Source organism: Microbacterium sp. C-MGS6 (assembly GCF_058140415.1).
Genome location: NZ_JBYLRT010000002.1, coordinates 56,490 through 72,569 on the forward strand (window position 1 = coordinate 56,490; position 16,080 = coordinate 72,569).

Below are 16,080 nucleotides of genomic sequence, written 5' to 3' on the forward strand. Positions count from 1 at the left end.
ACTAAGCACAAGATGTCGGTCCAGCCACTAGCGCTGGCAGTCGGCTTCGTAGCCGTGCCCCCGTCGCGCTTCCTCCACGGCGGCTTTCGCGAGCTGCGGGTTGGCGCAGACGTCTCGGCCGCAGGTTCGGCAGGTCGCCTGCCAGCGCTTCTCTCCGTCGACGACGACGGGGCGGAGGGGCGGATAGGACAGCGGCATCAGCGGACGGTCAGCTCGAAGGACTCGGCGTCGACGTCGGGCGTCATCTGGTGCTCGCTGTGTCGGTAGATGCGGCGAGGCACGATCGTGAGCTCGTCGCCCTTGTGGATCGTCAGGCGTGCGAGCTCGGCCGGAGCACCGTTGGCGTGGACGTTGTATCCAGGGCCGGCCGGGGTCGCGAGGTGGAATGAGACGTGGGCGGTGTGATCGGGAAGCGCCCAGATGATCGTGGGGCTCGTGGCGGCCACGCCGGCGATGCGCTCCGCTTCCACCTCTTCAGGTGCCGCCTCGAGTGCTGTCGTGCTCATGATGGTTCTCCTTGTTCCGGTTGACCGGCGGCCGGATGGTCGCCGGAGTGTGTGTCCCCGTCGGCAGGCTCGGGGGTTGTGCAAGCTCGTGGCGTCGTGCACGGCTGCTGCGGGTTTCCTGCCGGCGTCCAGTTGCCCGTGTAGAACAGCGGGCAGGGCCAGACGTGGCCCATCGATCCCCGGGGGCGCGTCGATGCGTGCTCGTCCGGAGCGCAGCGCGAGCAGAGGTCGTCTTCGTCGTTGATCCACCAGCATCCGCCCAGGCATGCGCGATCGTCGGTGCAGCCGCAGACTCGGCAGGCGCGGATCATGTCGAGGGTGGTCTCGACTCCGGCGGCGATGAGGTCGTCGGCCATCGCGGTGACCCGATCGAGCAGGGCCTGAGGAGCGTTCGAGGAGATCTCGATTCCGACCGTCACGGTGGGCGCGAGAGCGGGGGCGGGTGTGCGGTTGTCGGTCATGTCAGACCTCCTGGGGGATCGCGGTGCGGTCGAGGCGCAGCATCTGCCGGGCAACGATGTGCTGCGCGCCGGCCAAGACTTCGCGGCAGTGCTCGTGGGTGTCCGGCTTCTCGAGGAGCCCGGCGGCTTCGCTTCGCAGCAGCGCGGCGAGGGCGAAGAGGGCGGAGCTCGTGTCGATGTCGTCGACGGCGGCGGCTCGCGCGGCCTGGGTGTCGGCAGAGCGGGCGAGGTCGTTCATGACCTCGATGAGCGACTCCGTCTGAGCCGGGGTGGTTTCCATGGTGGTGCTCTCGGTCGTCATCGTCGGTCGTTCAGGTGCTCGGCGATCAGTCGCTCGACGTCGTCGGCTACGGTGCCGAGGGCTTCGGCGCGGTGGTGAAAGTCGATCGCGCCGACTGCGCCTCGGTCGCTGGTTCGATCGAGGACGAGCGCGACGACCTCGCCGGCGAGGGTTGCCATGCGGCTGTGAGGAGGGACGGCTGTCGGGATCTCGGTGCCGTTGGTCCACGGTTCGCTTTCGATGCCGAAGGACGCGGCGATCGCGCGGACCGTCGGGCAGTCGGTTGCTGAGCTCCAGTTGCAGCTGCGGCATCCGACGCCCTGGTACCGGTCACCGATGTAGGTCGGGGCGAAGGTCTGCCGCCAGATCTGCCAGGGCCGGTGCCAGTCGAGGACCTCGAGCAGGGCTGTGACGGATCGCTCCTGGTCGCTGTCCCAGGCCGCCTCGCGTGCCGCGGTGAGCTTGACGATGAGCTTCTCGCGCGCCGGGCTGATCGGCGCCGGTGTGTAGCGGCCGGCGGCAGAGTCCTGGTAGATGCTGCCGACGATGAGATCGGTGTCGAGCTGCTTCGTCACGAGACGGTCTCCTCTCCCCTGCTGGGGCGAACGCCTACGGTCGCGGTCGCTGCTGGATCGAGCATCTGCACGATCTCGTCGACGAGCGCCTCTGCTGTCAGCTGCAGCTGCTCGAGTTCTTGCCGGCGGGGCGCCGTCAGGACGTCGTAGCTCTGAAGCTCGCGGATCCGGCGGAGCATCCCCTCGCGGTGGTCCACCTTCTCGGCAGCTGCCCAAAGCACGGCCGGATCACGAGTCGCCACGTAGTACCGATTGAGCACCGCGGCGTTGCGGAAGATCAGCGAGTGCTCGAGCCGACTGCTTCGGAGCGAGGTGGCCTTCGGCTGGCTGAGGATCAGCAGAAGCGCTGCAACGAAGGCACCGAGGAACAGCGGCGCCGGGGACCTCAGCACCATGAGGATGACCCCGACGACGAGGAATGCGACCGCGGTCAGGGGGATGATCAGCCTTTGCCGCCGACGCCAGATCGCCGACCGGACATAGGCGCGTAGCAGGCCGGCTGCCTCGTCCCTTCGGTCGGGGTGCACGAGTTTTCCCTGAGTGGGATCGTCGATGTTCTGGACCCAGGCTTCCTGCCGGGCAGCGTCGAGAGGATCCGTCGGGGTGGAGAGCGGATCTTTCCTTCGCATGAGATCGCGGTTGTGACGCATAGTGGTCACTTCTCCTGGGCTGCGAGGATCTCGGCGACCGCGGTGCGCACCTTGGCGATGTTCTCGGCGGTGGGCTCGAGGCCATCGTCGACGAGTCCCGCACGGATCTCGGCGTCGTCCGGGGTCGTCCCGTTGATCTGCTGAACCGCGACGATCGCCACGGCGATGTCGGTGATCGGGTCCTCGGTGTTGCCGAGTCCCAGGTGCTTGAGTTCCTTCGTCATGGTCAGTTCCCTTCGATCTGGGCGGCGATGCGTTCGCGGCCGCCGCTGTGGGTGACGTTCACCGAGTTCCCCATCTGGGGGTCGTAGAACGCGGCTTGCTGGTGGTCGTGGCAGAGCCGGCGGGCTTCTTCGGCCGACTCGACGCGAATGGAGACGTCGAGCGAGACGATCCCGGTTTCGGGGTCGTGCCAGGCGCCTTCGTAGTGCCCGTCGCGTGCGAGCAGATCGGCGTTGTCGCGGGCGAATCCTCGCACGTCGCGGAAGCTGAGTGTCTCTGCCGGCACTGGCCGCTCCCGGTCGGGGTAGGGCGAGACGAAGAACCCCATGCCCACTTCACGGCCAGTGCGCGGATCACGCGTGTATCCGCCGTCGGGATGCCGCAGCCGACGCAGCGCTTTCGCCACGTCCAGATTCTCCTCCTCGGACGTCAGTCCCTTGGCGCGGGCGAGCGCGCGCTTCTGTGCGATGCGCGTGGCGCGACCGATGTAGAGGCGGGTGCGCAAGGCGTCGACCTCGGCGGAGTCCGGATCGGGGCTGGAGGTGATCTCGTTCTGCAGGTCGCGCTGCCCTCGAGGTGAGGAGTCGTAGGCGGCGAGCTTGGCCGAGTAGTTCTCCCTGGCCTGTGCAGCGCGGCGCCTCGAGCTCGGATCCTCCGGAAAGCGATCGAGCTCGGCTTCAGCGGCGCCGAGCCGATGAGCGGCGGCCTTGAGTTCCTGCGCGGTGTGAGCGCTGCAGCGAGGGCCGGGCTTGGGATCACACACGACGAGCGCTCTTCTGCTTGGCACGGATGCCGGCGGCGACTAGCGCGATGGCTGCGAGGCCGATGCCGGCCGCGATCGCCACCCGCCAGATGTCGAGGCCTGCCCCCTCCCACAGGGGAAGCAGAACATCGTCACCAGAGACGAGCACTCCGGCTTCGATCGCCCACGCGCGTACGGGTTCCAGGGTGAGCGTCCAGGGGGCGGCAAGCAGGATCCCCGCACCGACCAGCATCAGGACGAATACCTCCTCGTCGGTGATGGTCGACTTCGACATGTCTATCTCCTCAGTTCAGGTTTTCTTACTTGCCATGGGTGCGTGGGCTCGCCCAGATCGGACAACCCGGCACTGTCCTTTTTTGCATATATGAGACTATCTCCTATATGTAAAAAGGACAAGATCGTCTGATTCGCCCTCCGTTGGCGTCAGCTGGCGAGGGGCTGAAGCAGCTGCGGGCCTTCATCGTCGCGTTTGAACGGCGCGACACGATCGAACTCGAGTGCGCCGGCTTCGGCGATGCCAGCGCTGACCGCGTCGTCGACGAGCGCCTGGTCCCCCGCGACGGACGGGTCGATCCAGTGCAGCCACATGTGCTGCGGCAGGACTACGGGATTGCGGTCGTGGATGCCGGCGAGGGTCTGCACTGCATCGGAGGTGACGATCGTCGCGGTGAGGACCCACCGATCGGGGTCCCCCTCTGGTTTTGAGCGGTCTGGCCACCACGAATACAGCCCGGCGAATCCGAGGAGGTCGCCTTCCGGGTGATGGATCCACCAGGGCTGCTTGCTGCCCTTCGGGCCGGTCCATTCGAAGAAGCCGCGGGCGAGGATGATGGCGCGGGAGCTGCGGATCGGCTTCTGCCAGGTCCGCTTCTCGAAGAGCACCTCGGCGCGGGCGTTGTGGGTTGCGTAGGACAGCTTGAGGGTGTCTGACCATGCGGGGACGAGAGACCACCGGGCTCGCTCGAATCTCAGCTCGCCGGTCTTCGCCGAGTCGATCAGGACCGGGATGTCGTTCGTGGGCTTGATGTTGTACGAGGCTTCCCAGTCGGGCTGCCACTCCTCGGGCCTGCGGCCGGTGCGCTCGACGAACTCGGTGATCTCACTGTTGACGCGATCGTCCATCGCGAATCGGCCGCACATACGAGAAGCGTAGTCACGCTGCGAGTTGCTGCACGGGGCGGATGCCGGCCGCCTCGTCGGCGCGACGGGCCGCATGGCAGTCGTCGCAGTTCACGCGACTCCAGGTGTCGTCGATGGGCACGTCCCGGCGGCCGCAGGCGGCTCGCGCGCCTTCCATCGGGCCGTGTACGCGAGCCGCCTTCTCTGCCATGGCTTCTCCTAGGCCGCTGCGGTGAGCAGGATGGTGATCGCGTCATCGTCGGGGCAGGACGACATTCGCGCTTCACCGGTCTCCGTCGTGAACGTGATCCTCGTGCACCCGTCGTCATCCGGGTCGATCTCGACGTCGTCGATCGTTGCCGTGATGGTGTCGCCGTTCACGTCCACGAGGATCGTCATGCCGGACTCAAGTTCGCTGGCTGCGACCTCGAAGCTCTGCAGCCCGTCATCGCGGTGCTCGACGTCCTCGTCGGTCAGGTCCAGATCCGCAGCGTCGGCCACATCCGGAGCCGTCGTGTGGACCTTCTCGGGAGCTGCGTCGTACTCCTCGTCGACGGCGATCGGCGGCACGAAGTCGGGATCGTCTTTGAGCTTGATCCCGAGGCCGTGCAGGATCTTGCGGTCGACGTCGGGCAGGTGCTTCTCCAGTTTCGGTGTCCAGAAGATCTGTGCGTGCTCGGGGTTGACGCCGTTCCCGACCGACACCCAGGCCCGACCGGGGAGCGCCTCGAGCCCTTCGGTGGCGATCAGGGAGCCGAACGTCATCATCGACGTCGACGACTCAAGGTTCCGCAGCGCGATCCGGACGGCGAACTGGCTGCGCGAGCTCGTGCTCAGCCAGGAGGAGGCGGCCTGTTGGCTGGCGAGGATGACGTGCACGCGGGCCTCGCGTCCGAGGCGGAGGACCGAGCCGAGCATCCGCATGACCGGGTGCTTGGTGCCGCTCGGCGGCTTCTCGAGGTCGAACCGTTCGCACCAGTGCTTCTTGCCCTCGCCGGACTGCCACCAGTCGTTGAGGAGGTCGTTCATCTCCTCGCCCTCGTCGATGACGAGGATCAGGGGCGGAAGGATCTTGCGCAGATGCGGGCCGTGCTTCTCGAGGAAGGCGTAGCGCTCGTCCATCCGCTCCTTCACCGTGAGGAGCATCTCGACGATGCCGGCCTCGCGGGTCGCGGCCCGGTGCGCGCCGGGGATGAGATCCAGGTCGAACAGGCCGAGCCGTTTCGGGTCGATCGGGAAGATCTCGCATCCGCCGTAGTAGTCCTCGAACTTGTGGTGCTCGATACCGAGGTCGTTGAGCGCCCCTCGCAGCGCGGTTTGGAACTTCTCCCGCTGTGACGGCGAGATCGGCAGCTTGGTGAGCAGCGTCATCAGCAGGACGGTCTTTCCACCGCCAGTACCGCCGACGATGAGCAGATGCGGGATCGGGGCGTCGAGGTCCCAGATGCACTCCGCTCCGCTGCGGAACCGGCCGAAGACGACCTTCATCGGGTCGAGCTCATTCCGCGACGGGTTGGGGATGCGGTCGGCGAGCGGCGTGAGCGGCAGGAACAGTCCCCGACGCTCGGCGATGTCGTAGGCGCCGACGAGCGTCGGGTTGCCGACGACCTCGCGGACGACGGAGGTGACGTTCTTCTGGATGTAGGGCTTGGACGCGCGGGCCGACTGCTTGGGCGGCCAGGTGAACTCGATCTTCGTGACCGCCCCGTCGACATCGCGGTCGACGGTCGTCACGGTGGCTTCCGGGATCTCAGCGCTGATGATGGTGCTGAGCTCGGCGAGCTCCTCGTCGACGACGTCGGGTTCGCTGTCGTCGACGACCAGGTCTACGAGGCAGTGCTTCGTATCGTTCTTGTCGACCCGGTAAGGCACGCCCATGCGAGTGGAGACCTGCGTGACGAGGATCTCGAGGAAGTTCGGCGAGATGACCTCGACGTCGGCCGGGTAGGAGATCCGGAGCAGGTAGGGGATACCGACCCAGCTCGGATGCGCGCTGCGCTCGTCGCGGCGCCACCGCTTCGCCTTCACGAGATCGCGCGTAGGGGCGGCAGTCCGGATCGCCGCGTTGACTGCCTCGATCGTCTTGTCGATCGACCGACCTCGCTGCCACTTCCGATGCCCGAAGGTGATCACCGCCGCGGAGATCAGCGCGGCCCCGGTGATCGTGAGCGCGACGAGGTCCGTCCTCCCGACCATGCCGAACACGCCGACGGCGATCAGTGTAAACACGAGCACCAGGATCACCCGCTTCGGATAGATCAGCGGGCGTCGAGGCAGCGAGCGGACTGCCACCTCCCCCACCACTTCGGGTCGCACATCCATGCCAGCTCGCATGCCTAATCCCTTCGCAACGGGCATGCCATATTCATGCCTCTACAGGTCATAGGTGCTGTTCTGAGGCTAGATCGGACATGCCAGGTGGTTTTTCGGGTGGCGGCCACCTGGCACCCTCTTGACAAGGGTGGTAGGCTTCCTGAGCACCGCAGGAACGAGAAGCGGAAGGAAGCCTAAACCCCCCTTCTCACAGGGATATCTCCCCCGTATTCAAGGGATGCCTAATCGGTGCCTAGCCGTCTGACACGGGATTGGCGCCCCGCTCTTCACGGGCACGCTGCCACTGTGCCGAGAGCTTTTCGGACTGCCGGCGGGCGGCTGCTGGGTCGACGCCGCGGGCATTCTTCGGTGCCGGCGGGAACGGCTCCCCGTCGTTGAACTCCTGCTCGAGCTGCTCCGCTCGAGCGAGGATCCGATCGGCCATGAGAGCCGAGACTGACGCGAAGCCGCCCGGCTCCTGACGTGTCCACCACCAGGCCGCCATGAGGCGGCGGTGGGGCGCGATCGGGATGTAGTAGCTGTGCATCCGGTAGTCGGCCTCGTCGCCGGCTTTGCGACCGCGGGCGCCGCGCGGCGCCGGCTCGAACGGCTTGCCGTCGTTGAACTCGAGCTCGAGGCGTTCCGCCTCGGAGATCTCGATGTCGGAGATCAGGGCGCCGAGCGTGGGGAAGGTCTGCGTCGCCCACCATGCGGCCTTGAGCCGCTCATGGTCGGACGTGCGGATCCAGAAGCCCTGCAGGCGGCTCTCGGGTGCGTCGGACGAGGCGGAGGCGGGGGCTCCATTGGCAGCCAAGTTCGCGATCTCTCCTCGGGGGATTCTTGAAAATTCAAGACGACGGGACCGTGATTCCGCCGTTTTGTCTTTTTCTATCGGGGTGGGTCGAGTTTACCCGTCTAGCCCCTCTAAACGCCCCTATCGGCCGGTCTGCCCGGCCTCGAGGAGCTCGACGCCGAAGATGCGCATGAACTCCACCGGGTGCACGTAGCTGGCCCAGTTCGGGTCGCCGCCGAGGTCGGCAACCGTCTTCAGCTGCGCGACCTGAGGGTTGGTGTTTCCCGAGACGTCGATGCGCAGGTCTAGGTGGCATCCGAAGCTCATGCCCTGTTCGGCGCCTCCGTTGCCCACGGATCCGATCTGCTGACCGGCCTCCACCTGATCCCCGACTTTGACCAGGTGGTCTCGCTGGTACATGTGCAGGTAGGAGACGGTGAAGCCGTCCGGGTGCTTGATGGAGAGCCACAGGAACGTCGACTTGGTGACGACGCCCTCGAGGACCGCGTAGACGGGCTTCCCGCATGCGTTGCCGGGGTTGACCAGGTCGACGGCGGCGTGCCAGGTGCTGGCGTTGCCCTGGGCGTCGCGGGGTCCGAAGCCGCTGGTGAGGACGTAGGGAGGGTCCAGCGGGAGCGCTGCCTGGCCGGTGGTGCAGGAGCCTCCACCGGCCGCCTGCAGGATCAGCTGCGCCCCGCGCTCCCACTTCTCGTACGCCGTCGGGTATGCGCTGACCTGCACCCGCTGGGCGGCCTGTGCGAGGGTGAGCTGCTCCCAGCCTCGAATGTCGAGGAGGCCGGCCGGGGATCCTCCGTTTGGCCCTTTCGGCCCGCCGTAGAACGCGGTGGCCGCGTAGGTGACGTTCATGAGCTCAGAGATGCTCCCCCAGCCGGAGGAGGGACGCTGCTGGAAGGGGTTGACGCTGTCGTGGTCGCTGCCGATGCCTTCGTGGGGGTAATCCAGCGATGCGGGCACGCTGCTGTTGGCGAGATTGCGCAGGGTGGATTCCTGTAGAGCGGTCATCAGCGCCACGGCGATCCCCCGGTCGGGGACCCCGCGCTCACGGCCGACGGCGATGATCGTCGATGCGTTGCTCAGTTGCTTCTCGTCCAGGGTGATGTCTCGGCGTCCGTCGACGGGGATCTGCAGGCTGCTTGGCGCGGCAGCCCCCGCAGCCGACGCCGTCGTCGAGCGACAGCTGCCCAGATCGTTCCCTGGCCGCGGAGAGCCGACGATGACGGTCAGGAGGATGAAACCGAAGGCGCCGATCAGCGTGACAGGAACCATCAGCGCCGCCAGGACTCCGAGGACCCACTTCCACATGGCCCTGCTCTCCATTACGCGGTGCGCATCGCCGCGAGACGGGCCTTCATCGCCTCACGACGCTGCGCGGTGTCAGGGCGCGGCGCAGGCGCCAGAGAGCTGATGTCGATGACCTGCCGCGCCGGCTCCTTGCGGAACCGACCCTGACCGTTCTCGCCCACCTCGATGCGCGGGCGCTCGTGGACGGTGAGCGTCTGCCCCGACCATCCGCCCTCCCCAAGACGCGATGCGCTGGGGCCGGCGGGTGCAGGAGACGCCCCTGCGCGGCCGCTGGAGGCGGCCTGCGCGGCTTTCTGGGCTCCCTTGCGGATGACGGCGCCTCCGACCTCCTTGGCGGCGGCTGTGGCGACGCCTGCGGCGCCTCCGGGAAGCCCGCGAGCGACGCGGACGGCGACTCCCGCGGCCGCGGCGAGGCGTCCAGCACGGTCCAGCGGGCCGCGGCCGTCAGGGGGCGGGGTCGACGGCGTACCGCCGAACGCATCTCCGTCTCGTCCATCGGTGATGGCGAGGCGGGAGCTCCCAGGCAAGGCCGGCTGCGGCGGAGTCGGCGGCCGCACCTGGGTGAGGTTCATCGGACCGCCTTCTGAGCCTCCGCCGGCCACAGCGTCCGCGCCGAAATGGAGGGATCGGGCGTCGATGCTGGTGGTCTGAGGCGGTCGCTTCAGTGCGGACGCGAGGACGTGAGAGGCCATGCCCGCGACGGCCATTGCCTTCATGCCGGTCTGCGGCTTCGGGGCGCTCCCGGCGACGCCGAGTCTCGCGAGCTGGTCTGCCATGCGCCGTCCGCCGCGCTTTGCGCGAATCTTCATCCGCACCAGGAAGATGAGCGCGATGATCATCACCATGTCGACCGACAGCATCTGCGCGACCACCGAGTAGCCGACGTCGATGAGCCAGGTCATGACGCTGCCCGTCAGGACGAGTGAGGTTGCCAAGCCGACGCAGAGGAACACGATGCCGATCACGCCGACGGCCATGTCCGACACCGAACGCCACAGGGCGGCGCGGAACATCGGCAAGATCGCGGCGTGGACGTGGAAGATCGTCTTCACCCCGGAGAGCAGCGTGCCGAACGCGGTGAACATGAACAGGGCCATGAGGATGATCGGCACCAGGAAAGACCCGGTAGAGCCCGTGGCGATGATGCCCGTGGTGAGGACCTGTCCGAAGTTCGGGTTCTCGTTGTACTGCTTCGCGGACTCGTTGCAGCTGCGCACGCCGTCGCGCACCGCGCTCTGGTCGATGAGTGGCGGCTTCTCCAGCATGAGCTGGTCGAACTTGTCGGCGCATTCCCCCTCCAGCACCTGGCCGAAGGCGATCGTCTGCGCCGGGATGCGCACGAAGATGTTCACGAGCTGGCCGGTGACGCCGTCGGCGATGTTCTCCGGGGGCGTCTCGCCAGCATTAATGTCGCCGGCGACGACCGCGGCGGATAGCTGTGTGCCGTAGTCCTGCGCCGTGTCGAAGGCGCCGCCGGCGGCGGTGATGGTCGTGACCGGGTTGGCGAGGGAGGTGACCGCCAGGACGGAGATGAACGCGGCGATCAGCATCTCGCTGAAGCCGGCGGCGAAGCGGCCGAGCGCGATGGCGAATCCGCCGATCGCGCCGGCGATCGCCAGGGCGAGGGGGATCCAGTAGAGCTTGCCGAAGAAGTCCTGCATCAGATCGGCGAGGGCCTGGAACGGGATGATGAGCATGTCCAGCCACGCGAAGGTGAGGATCTGCTCGTAGACCCAGATCAGCCACGACAACGCAGCGAGGTGCCCGGTCCAGATCGGGTCCGTCAACGCGGCGAGGATCGACTTGCCCGTGTTGAGCCAGTCGCCACGGTCGATGGGGAGCACCGCGTAGTGGCTGATCGGGATCCCCGCGCTGTCGGTGATGGTCAGTCCGGGGAGGAACGGCACCGGGGACGGGTCGGCTGCGTGCGCGGCGATCGTGTTGCCGAAGACGACGATGTACAGATCGATGACGACGACTGCGAGGATGCGCGCCCAAACCGGGTGGCAGTGCAGCCAGATGCGCAGCGCCCACAGGGGTCGTGCGATGCCGCTCTGCCAGGTTCGCTCGTAGAAGCCGAGCACCCGCGTGAGGGCGAACATCAGGCCGCCTCCTTCCGCATCAGCGGTGTGGAGAGGACGGCAGCCCGGCGCCGCGGGTTCTCGGGAAGGGTCTTCTGGATCTTCCCGATCGTGCTCAGCCGGTCGCTCATCAAGCCCTCGCCTCGGCGCTCGGGGGCGACTTCGCCGTCCGCTCCCACAGGTGCGAGGTCGTGGGTCACGATCTCGACCAGGTACTCGTCGGCCGGCTCGGCTTCCGTGCCGGGCTCCGTGCTCTCAGCCCCAGTGAGCCACTGCACGGCTCGGCGAGCGAGCGCCTTGTTGCGTTGGCGCATCACGTACTTCTCGGGGATCAGGCCGCGCATCACGGTGTCACCGAAGTGCACTGGGTCATGGGAAGCGATCCCGACGAAGGCGCCGTGCTTACGGCCGTCCTGGATCATCAGCCGCAGTGCCTCGAGCCCCTCGGGGCTGCTGGTGACGAAGTAGACCTCGTCGATGTAGACGCCGACGAGGGTGTTCTTGTCTTCGAAGGCGATCGTCCGCGAGAGGTTCATGAGCATCGCGTACATGGCGCGGCCGACGATCTTCTCCGGGGTCATCTGCTTGAACAGGTGCTCGTGCTCGAGCTCGGACTGAGTGGGGAGAGTCAGCCCGCGGGTGAGGAACACGATCGCGCGTGCGGTGATGTCCAGTGCCGGGAGCTTGTCGTTGAACAGCACCTCGCCGAGCTCTGACATGGAGACCGTCTCGATCAGCCCTGACAGTTCGCGCGCTTCGGGGGTGTCCAGGCTGCTGATGTGCTCGGCGAGCTTGAGCAGGCTGGTGATCTCGTTGGCGGCGAGGTACTCCGCTTTCAGCAGACGGGAGAGGGCGACGCCTCGGGGGTCGATGACGGAGACGCCGAGCATCGTCGCGAACAGGGACTGCACCATGCGTGCGCCACGGCGGGGTCCGAGCACGCGCAGCGGATCCAGGGAGAGAGTCGGACCGACCAGGTCAACGATCTGCGTCTGGTCGGGGCTGAGCGTCTCGGCGAAGACCGCGTACTCGCGGGCTTCGGTGCGGTCGATCGCGATCACACGCCCGCCGCGGTCGACCGTGTTCCCCATGTCGCACTTCATCAGCACGCTCTTGCCGGCGCCGAGCTCGGCGACGGTCCCGAAGCTGGCGGACAGGTCCGCGCGCAGCATCGAGGCGCGGTCGATGAGCACGGGGGTGCGGCGGCCGCCGGAGATGTTCGTCGCGAAGCGTGCTCCGGAGGAGTCTCCCAGTGAGAAGCCCACGATCGGGACTCCCGTGGCGAACTCGGCGCCCGTGGTGATCTGGGCGTGCTCGCGGACTTTGGGGGTCGTCGGCACTCCGGGCCAGGACGCCCACCAGAGCTCCTCCTGAGCGCCGAGGGGCGCCTCGAGGATGAACTCGTGGCGCTTGTACTCGTCTCGGAGGATCCGCGCCTTGGTCTTGGCGATCTCCGCGGTGTGGCCGCTGGTGGTGAACATCACCGCCGCCTCGACCTCGACCTCCTTGTCGCTTGCGTTCAACGCCGCGTGGTACTCCTTCAGAGTGGTTGCGATGCGGCCGAGCTCGCTGGTGCCTCCGGTGATCTCGTTGGTGCCGTCCTGCTGTTCGAACTGGTCCTTGATGTCGTTCTCGGCGCGCTTGTTGCGTCGACGCACGTCGGCGGCGGGGGTGACGCGCAGCCGGAGAGCCCAGTCGACGTCGAAGGGCATCTGGTCGGCGAACGAGATCCACTCCACGCCCGGCGACTGCCAGCCGTCTCGCGGGCCTGCGACGAGCGCCTGTGTGACCTGATAGGACGGCATCTCCTCGGTGCTCCACGGGCAGACGACCTTCAGGTAGCGCCGCTTGTATGGAACGAACCGCTGCCCCTTCTCGACGTCGGATTGCCCTCCCTCATCGAGCCACGGGTGCGGCATGCTCGTCGGGCGCGGATAGCGGACAGCCTCAGCGCCGTCGATCGCGGGAATCGTGTCGGCGTCGACGCTGGGCGCTGGCAGCGGGAACATCCCGTCGGCGCCGAGTCCTCGCTGCTGCAGGTGCAACGCGATCCACATCTGCTCGGCGCCGGTCGCGGGGGTCGGCTTGAAGTTCGCCGGGATGCGCTCGGCGACGCTCGCGGCAGCCACGAGCGCGGAGCGGACATCGCTGGGCGACGGCCGCCATGCCGGCAGCCCCACCTGTTCGCGCAGATACCTGTCGCCGACCTGCCCCATCCGGATCAGCTGCTCCTTGGGTGAGCGCATTGCCAGCGGGATGGCGAGCCAGTAGGCGCGTTCACCCAGCGGAATCTGCTCGAGCGCGTCGTAGGTGCGCTCGACCTCGTCAGCCCACTCGCTGCACTCCCCCACATCGATGCCCTCGAGCATGCGGTCGACGATCTCGGTCGGGTCAACGTCCGCGCACAGGCCCAGCATCAGCGCTTCGCCGCGCATCGCCTGGTACAGCTCCTGGTGATGCCCACGAACCATTCCCTTGACGACCGTGGGTGCGAGTCCGTAGAGCACGGGCTTGCCGTTCACCAGGGGTGGCTGGATTCGCCAGGTGGCCCAGACCACGCCGGAGCGCGTCCACATCAGGTTCTTCTCGAGCGCGACAGCGGGAATCTCGATCTTCATCACGGGTCCTTACTTGCCTCTGGTCTGCTGCAGCAGGCGCTCGACGCCGGTGACGGCGACGGGGGTGCGGGGTTGAGTCGGAGCGGGGACGACGGCAGGCTCGGCCGCCGGCGGGGCCAGTGTTTCGAGCGGAGTGACGGCTCGGGGCTGACCGACGGCGACGCGGCCTCTCGTGCCGTGCGGGGGCTTGAGCCGGAATGTCACACCGCGGTGACGTCCCATGGCCGGACTGTTGATGGCGTGCAGCGCTCCACCGATCAGGCTGGGGAGACTGCGCCGTTGCGAGGGCAGCTGGCCGATCGCCCACGCGCAGGTACCGCCGACGATCACGGAGATGATGAAGTCCGTGAGCGGGAATCCGCCCCAGACTCCTCGGGTGGCCATGGCGAGGATGAACACGACGACCAGCACGCCCAGCTGGGTCATCGTGTACGGGCCGCCGGGGATCCTCCACGACTGGATGCGCCCGATCAGCTTCGGAAACTTGCGAGCGATCGTGTAGAACTTCGCAACAATCCGAACGTCCTCAGTAGCCATGCGCTGCCCTCGCGATCAGAAGATGCTCTGCAGCGTGGCCATGATGACCTGGCCGACCAGGCTCACGCCGCCGAGAGCGGATCCAACAACGAGCACGGCGCCGACGAAGAGACCGCCGACGATCGCGCCGATGCCCCAGCTTCTCTTCGCGGCGAAGAACAGGAAGACGATGGTGGCGACGGCGCTGACGACGATGCCGACGGTTGTCTGCAGCTGGCGAGCCCCCTCGTTGAACCCGCCGAACAGGTCGTTGGCGAGCACGGGGTTGACGCCTGCAGCCTCGACGATCGAAGGGGCGGCGGTTGCGATTGCGATCATGGTGTCCATCAGTGGTTCTCCTCAGTGGTGGTGTCAGGGGTTTCGGTGGGTTCGGGGATCTCGGTAGATACCGGATCCGGGGTGTAGGGGGAATCGACTGGCTCCGATTCCTCAGGGATGTTCGGAGCCGGCTCGATGGAGAGCACTTCCCAGCGGCCGGCGCGCGCCGTCAGCAAGATGGCGTAGGTCGCGGGGAGGACGCGCGAGTCCACGTTCCCGGCCGCGACGGTGGCGAGTACATGGAGCTCTTCGCCGTCGCGCGGGTTCTGGGAGGGTTCCGCATTGGCCAGCAGCTCGAGAGGCTGGAGCTGAGTGAAGGGCGCGGGGGCGATCGCCGAGATCTCAGCCCCGGGAGTGATGTACCGATCGATCTCGCCGGCGCCGGTGAGATATGCCGTCAGGAAGTCGACGACGGTTTGTCCAGCCGGATCCTTGTCGCTGAGGCGCGTGCCGTAGTCCGTGCGAACGGCAGTTGCCGTGGCGGGCGCCTCGACTGGGGCTGGAAGCCCAACCGCTCTCAGGGAGCCGTCTACAGCGGCCACCATGACCTGCCAGTAGCGCCGGGGCCAGATGTCACGCGCGTTGCCTTCGGAGTCGTAGCTGGTCTCACGGACGCTGGCAGAGATGACCACCGCGACGAACTCTGAGTTCTCAGGCGCGTCGATGTTCTCAGGCTCTTCGATCGAGACCACCGAGAGGTCGCGGTACACCCAAGGCTCGGCGCTGAGGATCGAAGTCACGGTTGCCAGATCGAGGTACTCCCCCAGCGCCTGGTGGTCGTCCTTCGTCGCACTTAGCCATGCACTGACCAGTCCGACGGCGTAGCCCCCTGCCTTCTGCTGGGTAGTGGTGAGGCCGGCGTCGACCTGCTGCTGCTGGGCGATGGCGGGCTTGGCGGCGGCACCGAGACCGACTGCCAGCGCCAACGGTCCGCACAGCAGGGCTGACAGCGCGAGGCCCGTGACGACCTTCGCCCCGATCGCGCTGCCCTGCGTGTACGGATGACCGGTCGCCTGCTTGGCAGCCCGTTTGGGTGAGCGCTTGGGAGAGGCCACCTTGGCCTCGTCCTGCTTGCTCCGGTTGAACAGAGCCATCACTTCACCCCCTCGTGCGGGATCCGAAGGTGCGCGATCCGCGCTGCAGATTCGTTCACGCCGGCCGCCCGCGACTCCTCGAGAACGCGAAGCATCTGCTGCTGCGCGTGAGGGTCTAGCGGGCGATCCAGCAGAAGTGGCGCCGCGGTGGTGATCTCGTCGATCGCACGCAGAGCGCAAGCTGCGTCGCGCACGAAATCTTCGGGGAACTCCTCCGCCACTGCTGCTCCGCTCACTGCCGTGTCCCTTCCTCAAGCGCCTGCAGCGCCCGGTCGGGTCGCTGTCACATGCCATGGGTGCGCTTCGAGGGGCAGATCGGACAGACGAGATTCTGTCTTTTTCAGATAGCAGATATAAACAGCTCCTGATCTGGCTAATTCAAGAGCGCCACTCCCCCACTTCGCCCGGCTCGCCGTGCAGTCGCTGA

General features: G+C 67.1%; 20 protein-coding genes. All 20 read right to left on the reverse strand.

Annotated elements, in window-relative coordinates; all coding sequences use genetic code 11:
* Positions 1-27 precede the first annotated feature (27 nt).
* Positions 28-198, reverse strand: a complete 171-nt coding sequence (locus tag AC3B5L_RS17555) for a hypothetical protein (protein WP_490096485.1) — start codon at positions 196-198, stop codon at positions 28-30.
* On the reverse strand, positions 198-506 hold the full coding sequence (locus AC3B5L_RS17560) for a hypothetical protein (protein WP_490096486.1): 309 nt from the start codon (positions 504-506) through the stop codon (positions 198-200). Before AC3B5L_RS17560 ends, AC3B5L_RS17555 begins: the two co-directional genes overlap by 1 nt.
* Positions 503-967 (reverse strand): hypothetical protein, encoded by a 465-nt coding sequence (locus tag AC3B5L_RS17565; RefSeq protein WP_490096487.1) that lies wholly within the window; start codon positions 965-967, stop codon positions 503-505. The genes AC3B5L_RS17560 and AC3B5L_RS17565 overlap by 4 nt, the downstream gene beginning before the upstream one ends.
* A 1-nt stretch (position 968) precedes the next feature.
* Positions 969-1,247 (reverse strand): hypothetical protein, encoded by a 279-nt coding sequence (locus tag AC3B5L_RS17570; RefSeq protein ID WP_490096488.1) that lies wholly within the window; start codon positions 1,245-1,247, stop codon positions 969-971.
* 17 nt (positions 1,248-1,264) lie between these two features.
* Positions 1,265-1,822 (reverse strand): hypothetical protein, encoded by a 558-nt coding sequence (locus AC3B5L_RS17575; RefSeq protein WP_490096489.1) that lies wholly within the window; start codon positions 1,820-1,822, stop codon positions 1,265-1,267.
* On the reverse strand, positions 1,819-2,472 hold the full coding sequence (locus AC3B5L_RS17580; protein WP_490096490.1) for a hypothetical protein: 654 nt from the start codon (positions 2,470-2,472) through the stop codon (positions 1,819-1,821). The genes AC3B5L_RS17575 and AC3B5L_RS17580 overlap by 4 nt, the downstream gene beginning before the upstream one ends.
* 5 nt (positions 2,473-2,477) lie before the next feature.
* Positions 2,478-2,696 (reverse strand): hypothetical protein, encoded by a 219-nt coding sequence (locus AC3B5L_RS17585; RefSeq protein WP_490096491.1) that lies wholly within the window; start codon positions 2,694-2,696, stop codon positions 2,478-2,480.
* Between the two features lie 2 nt (positions 2,697-2,698).
* Complete coding sequence (locus AC3B5L_RS17590; protein ID WP_490096492.1) at positions 2,699-3,457, reverse strand: hypothetical protein; 759 nt, start codon at positions 3,455-3,457, stop codon at positions 2,699-2,701.
* Positions 3,450-3,731, reverse strand: coding sequence for a hypothetical protein (locus tag AC3B5L_RS17595; protein ID WP_490096493.1), 282 nt, complete (start codon positions 3,729-3,731; stop codon positions 3,450-3,452). Before AC3B5L_RS17595 ends, AC3B5L_RS17590 begins: the two co-directional genes overlap by 8 nt.
* Positions 3,732-3,880: 149 nt before the next feature.
* Positions 3,881-4,597, reverse strand: a complete 717-nt coding sequence (locus AC3B5L_RS17600) for an SOS response-associated peptidase (RefSeq protein WP_490096494.1) — start codon at positions 4,595-4,597, stop codon at positions 3,881-3,883.
* Between the two features lie 13 nt (positions 4,598-4,610).
* Positions 4,611-4,787 carry a hypothetical protein gene (locus tag AC3B5L_RS17605; protein ID WP_490096495.1) on the reverse strand — a complete coding sequence of 59 codons (177 nt, stop codon included), beginning with the start codon at positions 4,785-4,787 and terminating at the stop codon, positions 4,611-4,613.
* 8 nt (positions 4,788-4,795) lie between these two features.
* Entirely contained in the window at positions 4,796-6,934 is a 2,139-nt protein-coding gene (locus tag AC3B5L_RS17610) for a hypothetical protein (protein WP_490096496.1), read from the reverse strand.
* A gap of 208 nt (positions 6,935-7,142) precedes the next feature.
* Entirely contained in the window at positions 7,143-7,703 is a 561-nt protein-coding gene (locus AC3B5L_RS17615; protein ID WP_490096497.1) for a hypothetical protein, read from the reverse strand.
* A gap of 120 nt (positions 7,704-7,823) precedes the next feature.
* A complete protein-coding gene (locus AC3B5L_RS17620; RefSeq protein WP_490096498.1) occupies positions 7,824-9,005 on the reverse strand; it encodes a M23 family metallopeptidase in 1,182 nt (393 codons plus the stop codon).
* 14 nt (positions 9,006-9,019) lie between these two features.
* Complete coding sequence (locus AC3B5L_RS17625; protein ID WP_490096499.1) at positions 9,020-11,107, reverse strand: hypothetical protein; 2,088 nt, start codon at positions 11,105-11,107, stop codon at positions 9,020-9,022.
* Entirely contained in the window at positions 11,107-13,704 is a 2,598-nt protein-coding gene (locus AC3B5L_RS17630) for an ATP-binding protein (RefSeq protein ID WP_490096500.1), read from the reverse strand. The genes AC3B5L_RS17625 and AC3B5L_RS17630 overlap by 1 nt, the downstream gene beginning before the upstream one ends.
* Positions 13,705-13,713: 9 nt before the next feature.
* Complete coding sequence (locus AC3B5L_RS17635) at positions 13,714-14,241, reverse strand: hypothetical protein (protein WP_490096501.1); 528 nt, start codon at positions 14,239-14,241, stop codon at positions 13,714-13,716.
* A gap of 15 nt (positions 14,242-14,256) precedes the next feature.
* Positions 14,257-14,568, reverse strand: a complete 312-nt coding sequence (locus AC3B5L_RS17640; RefSeq protein WP_490096502.1) for a hypothetical protein — start codon at positions 14,566-14,568, stop codon at positions 14,257-14,259.
* Positions 14,568-15,653, reverse strand: a complete 1,086-nt coding sequence (locus AC3B5L_RS17645) for a conjugal transfer protein (RefSeq protein ID WP_490096503.1) — start codon at positions 15,651-15,653, stop codon at positions 14,568-14,570. The genes AC3B5L_RS17640 and AC3B5L_RS17645 overlap by 1 nt, the downstream gene beginning before the upstream one ends.
* Positions 15,653-15,874 (reverse strand): hypothetical protein, encoded by a 222-nt coding sequence (locus AC3B5L_RS17650; protein WP_490096504.1) that lies wholly within the window; start codon positions 15,872-15,874, stop codon positions 15,653-15,655. Before AC3B5L_RS17650 ends, AC3B5L_RS17645 begins: the two co-directional genes overlap by 1 nt.
* Between the last annotated feature and the right edge of the window lie 206 nt (positions 15,875-16,080).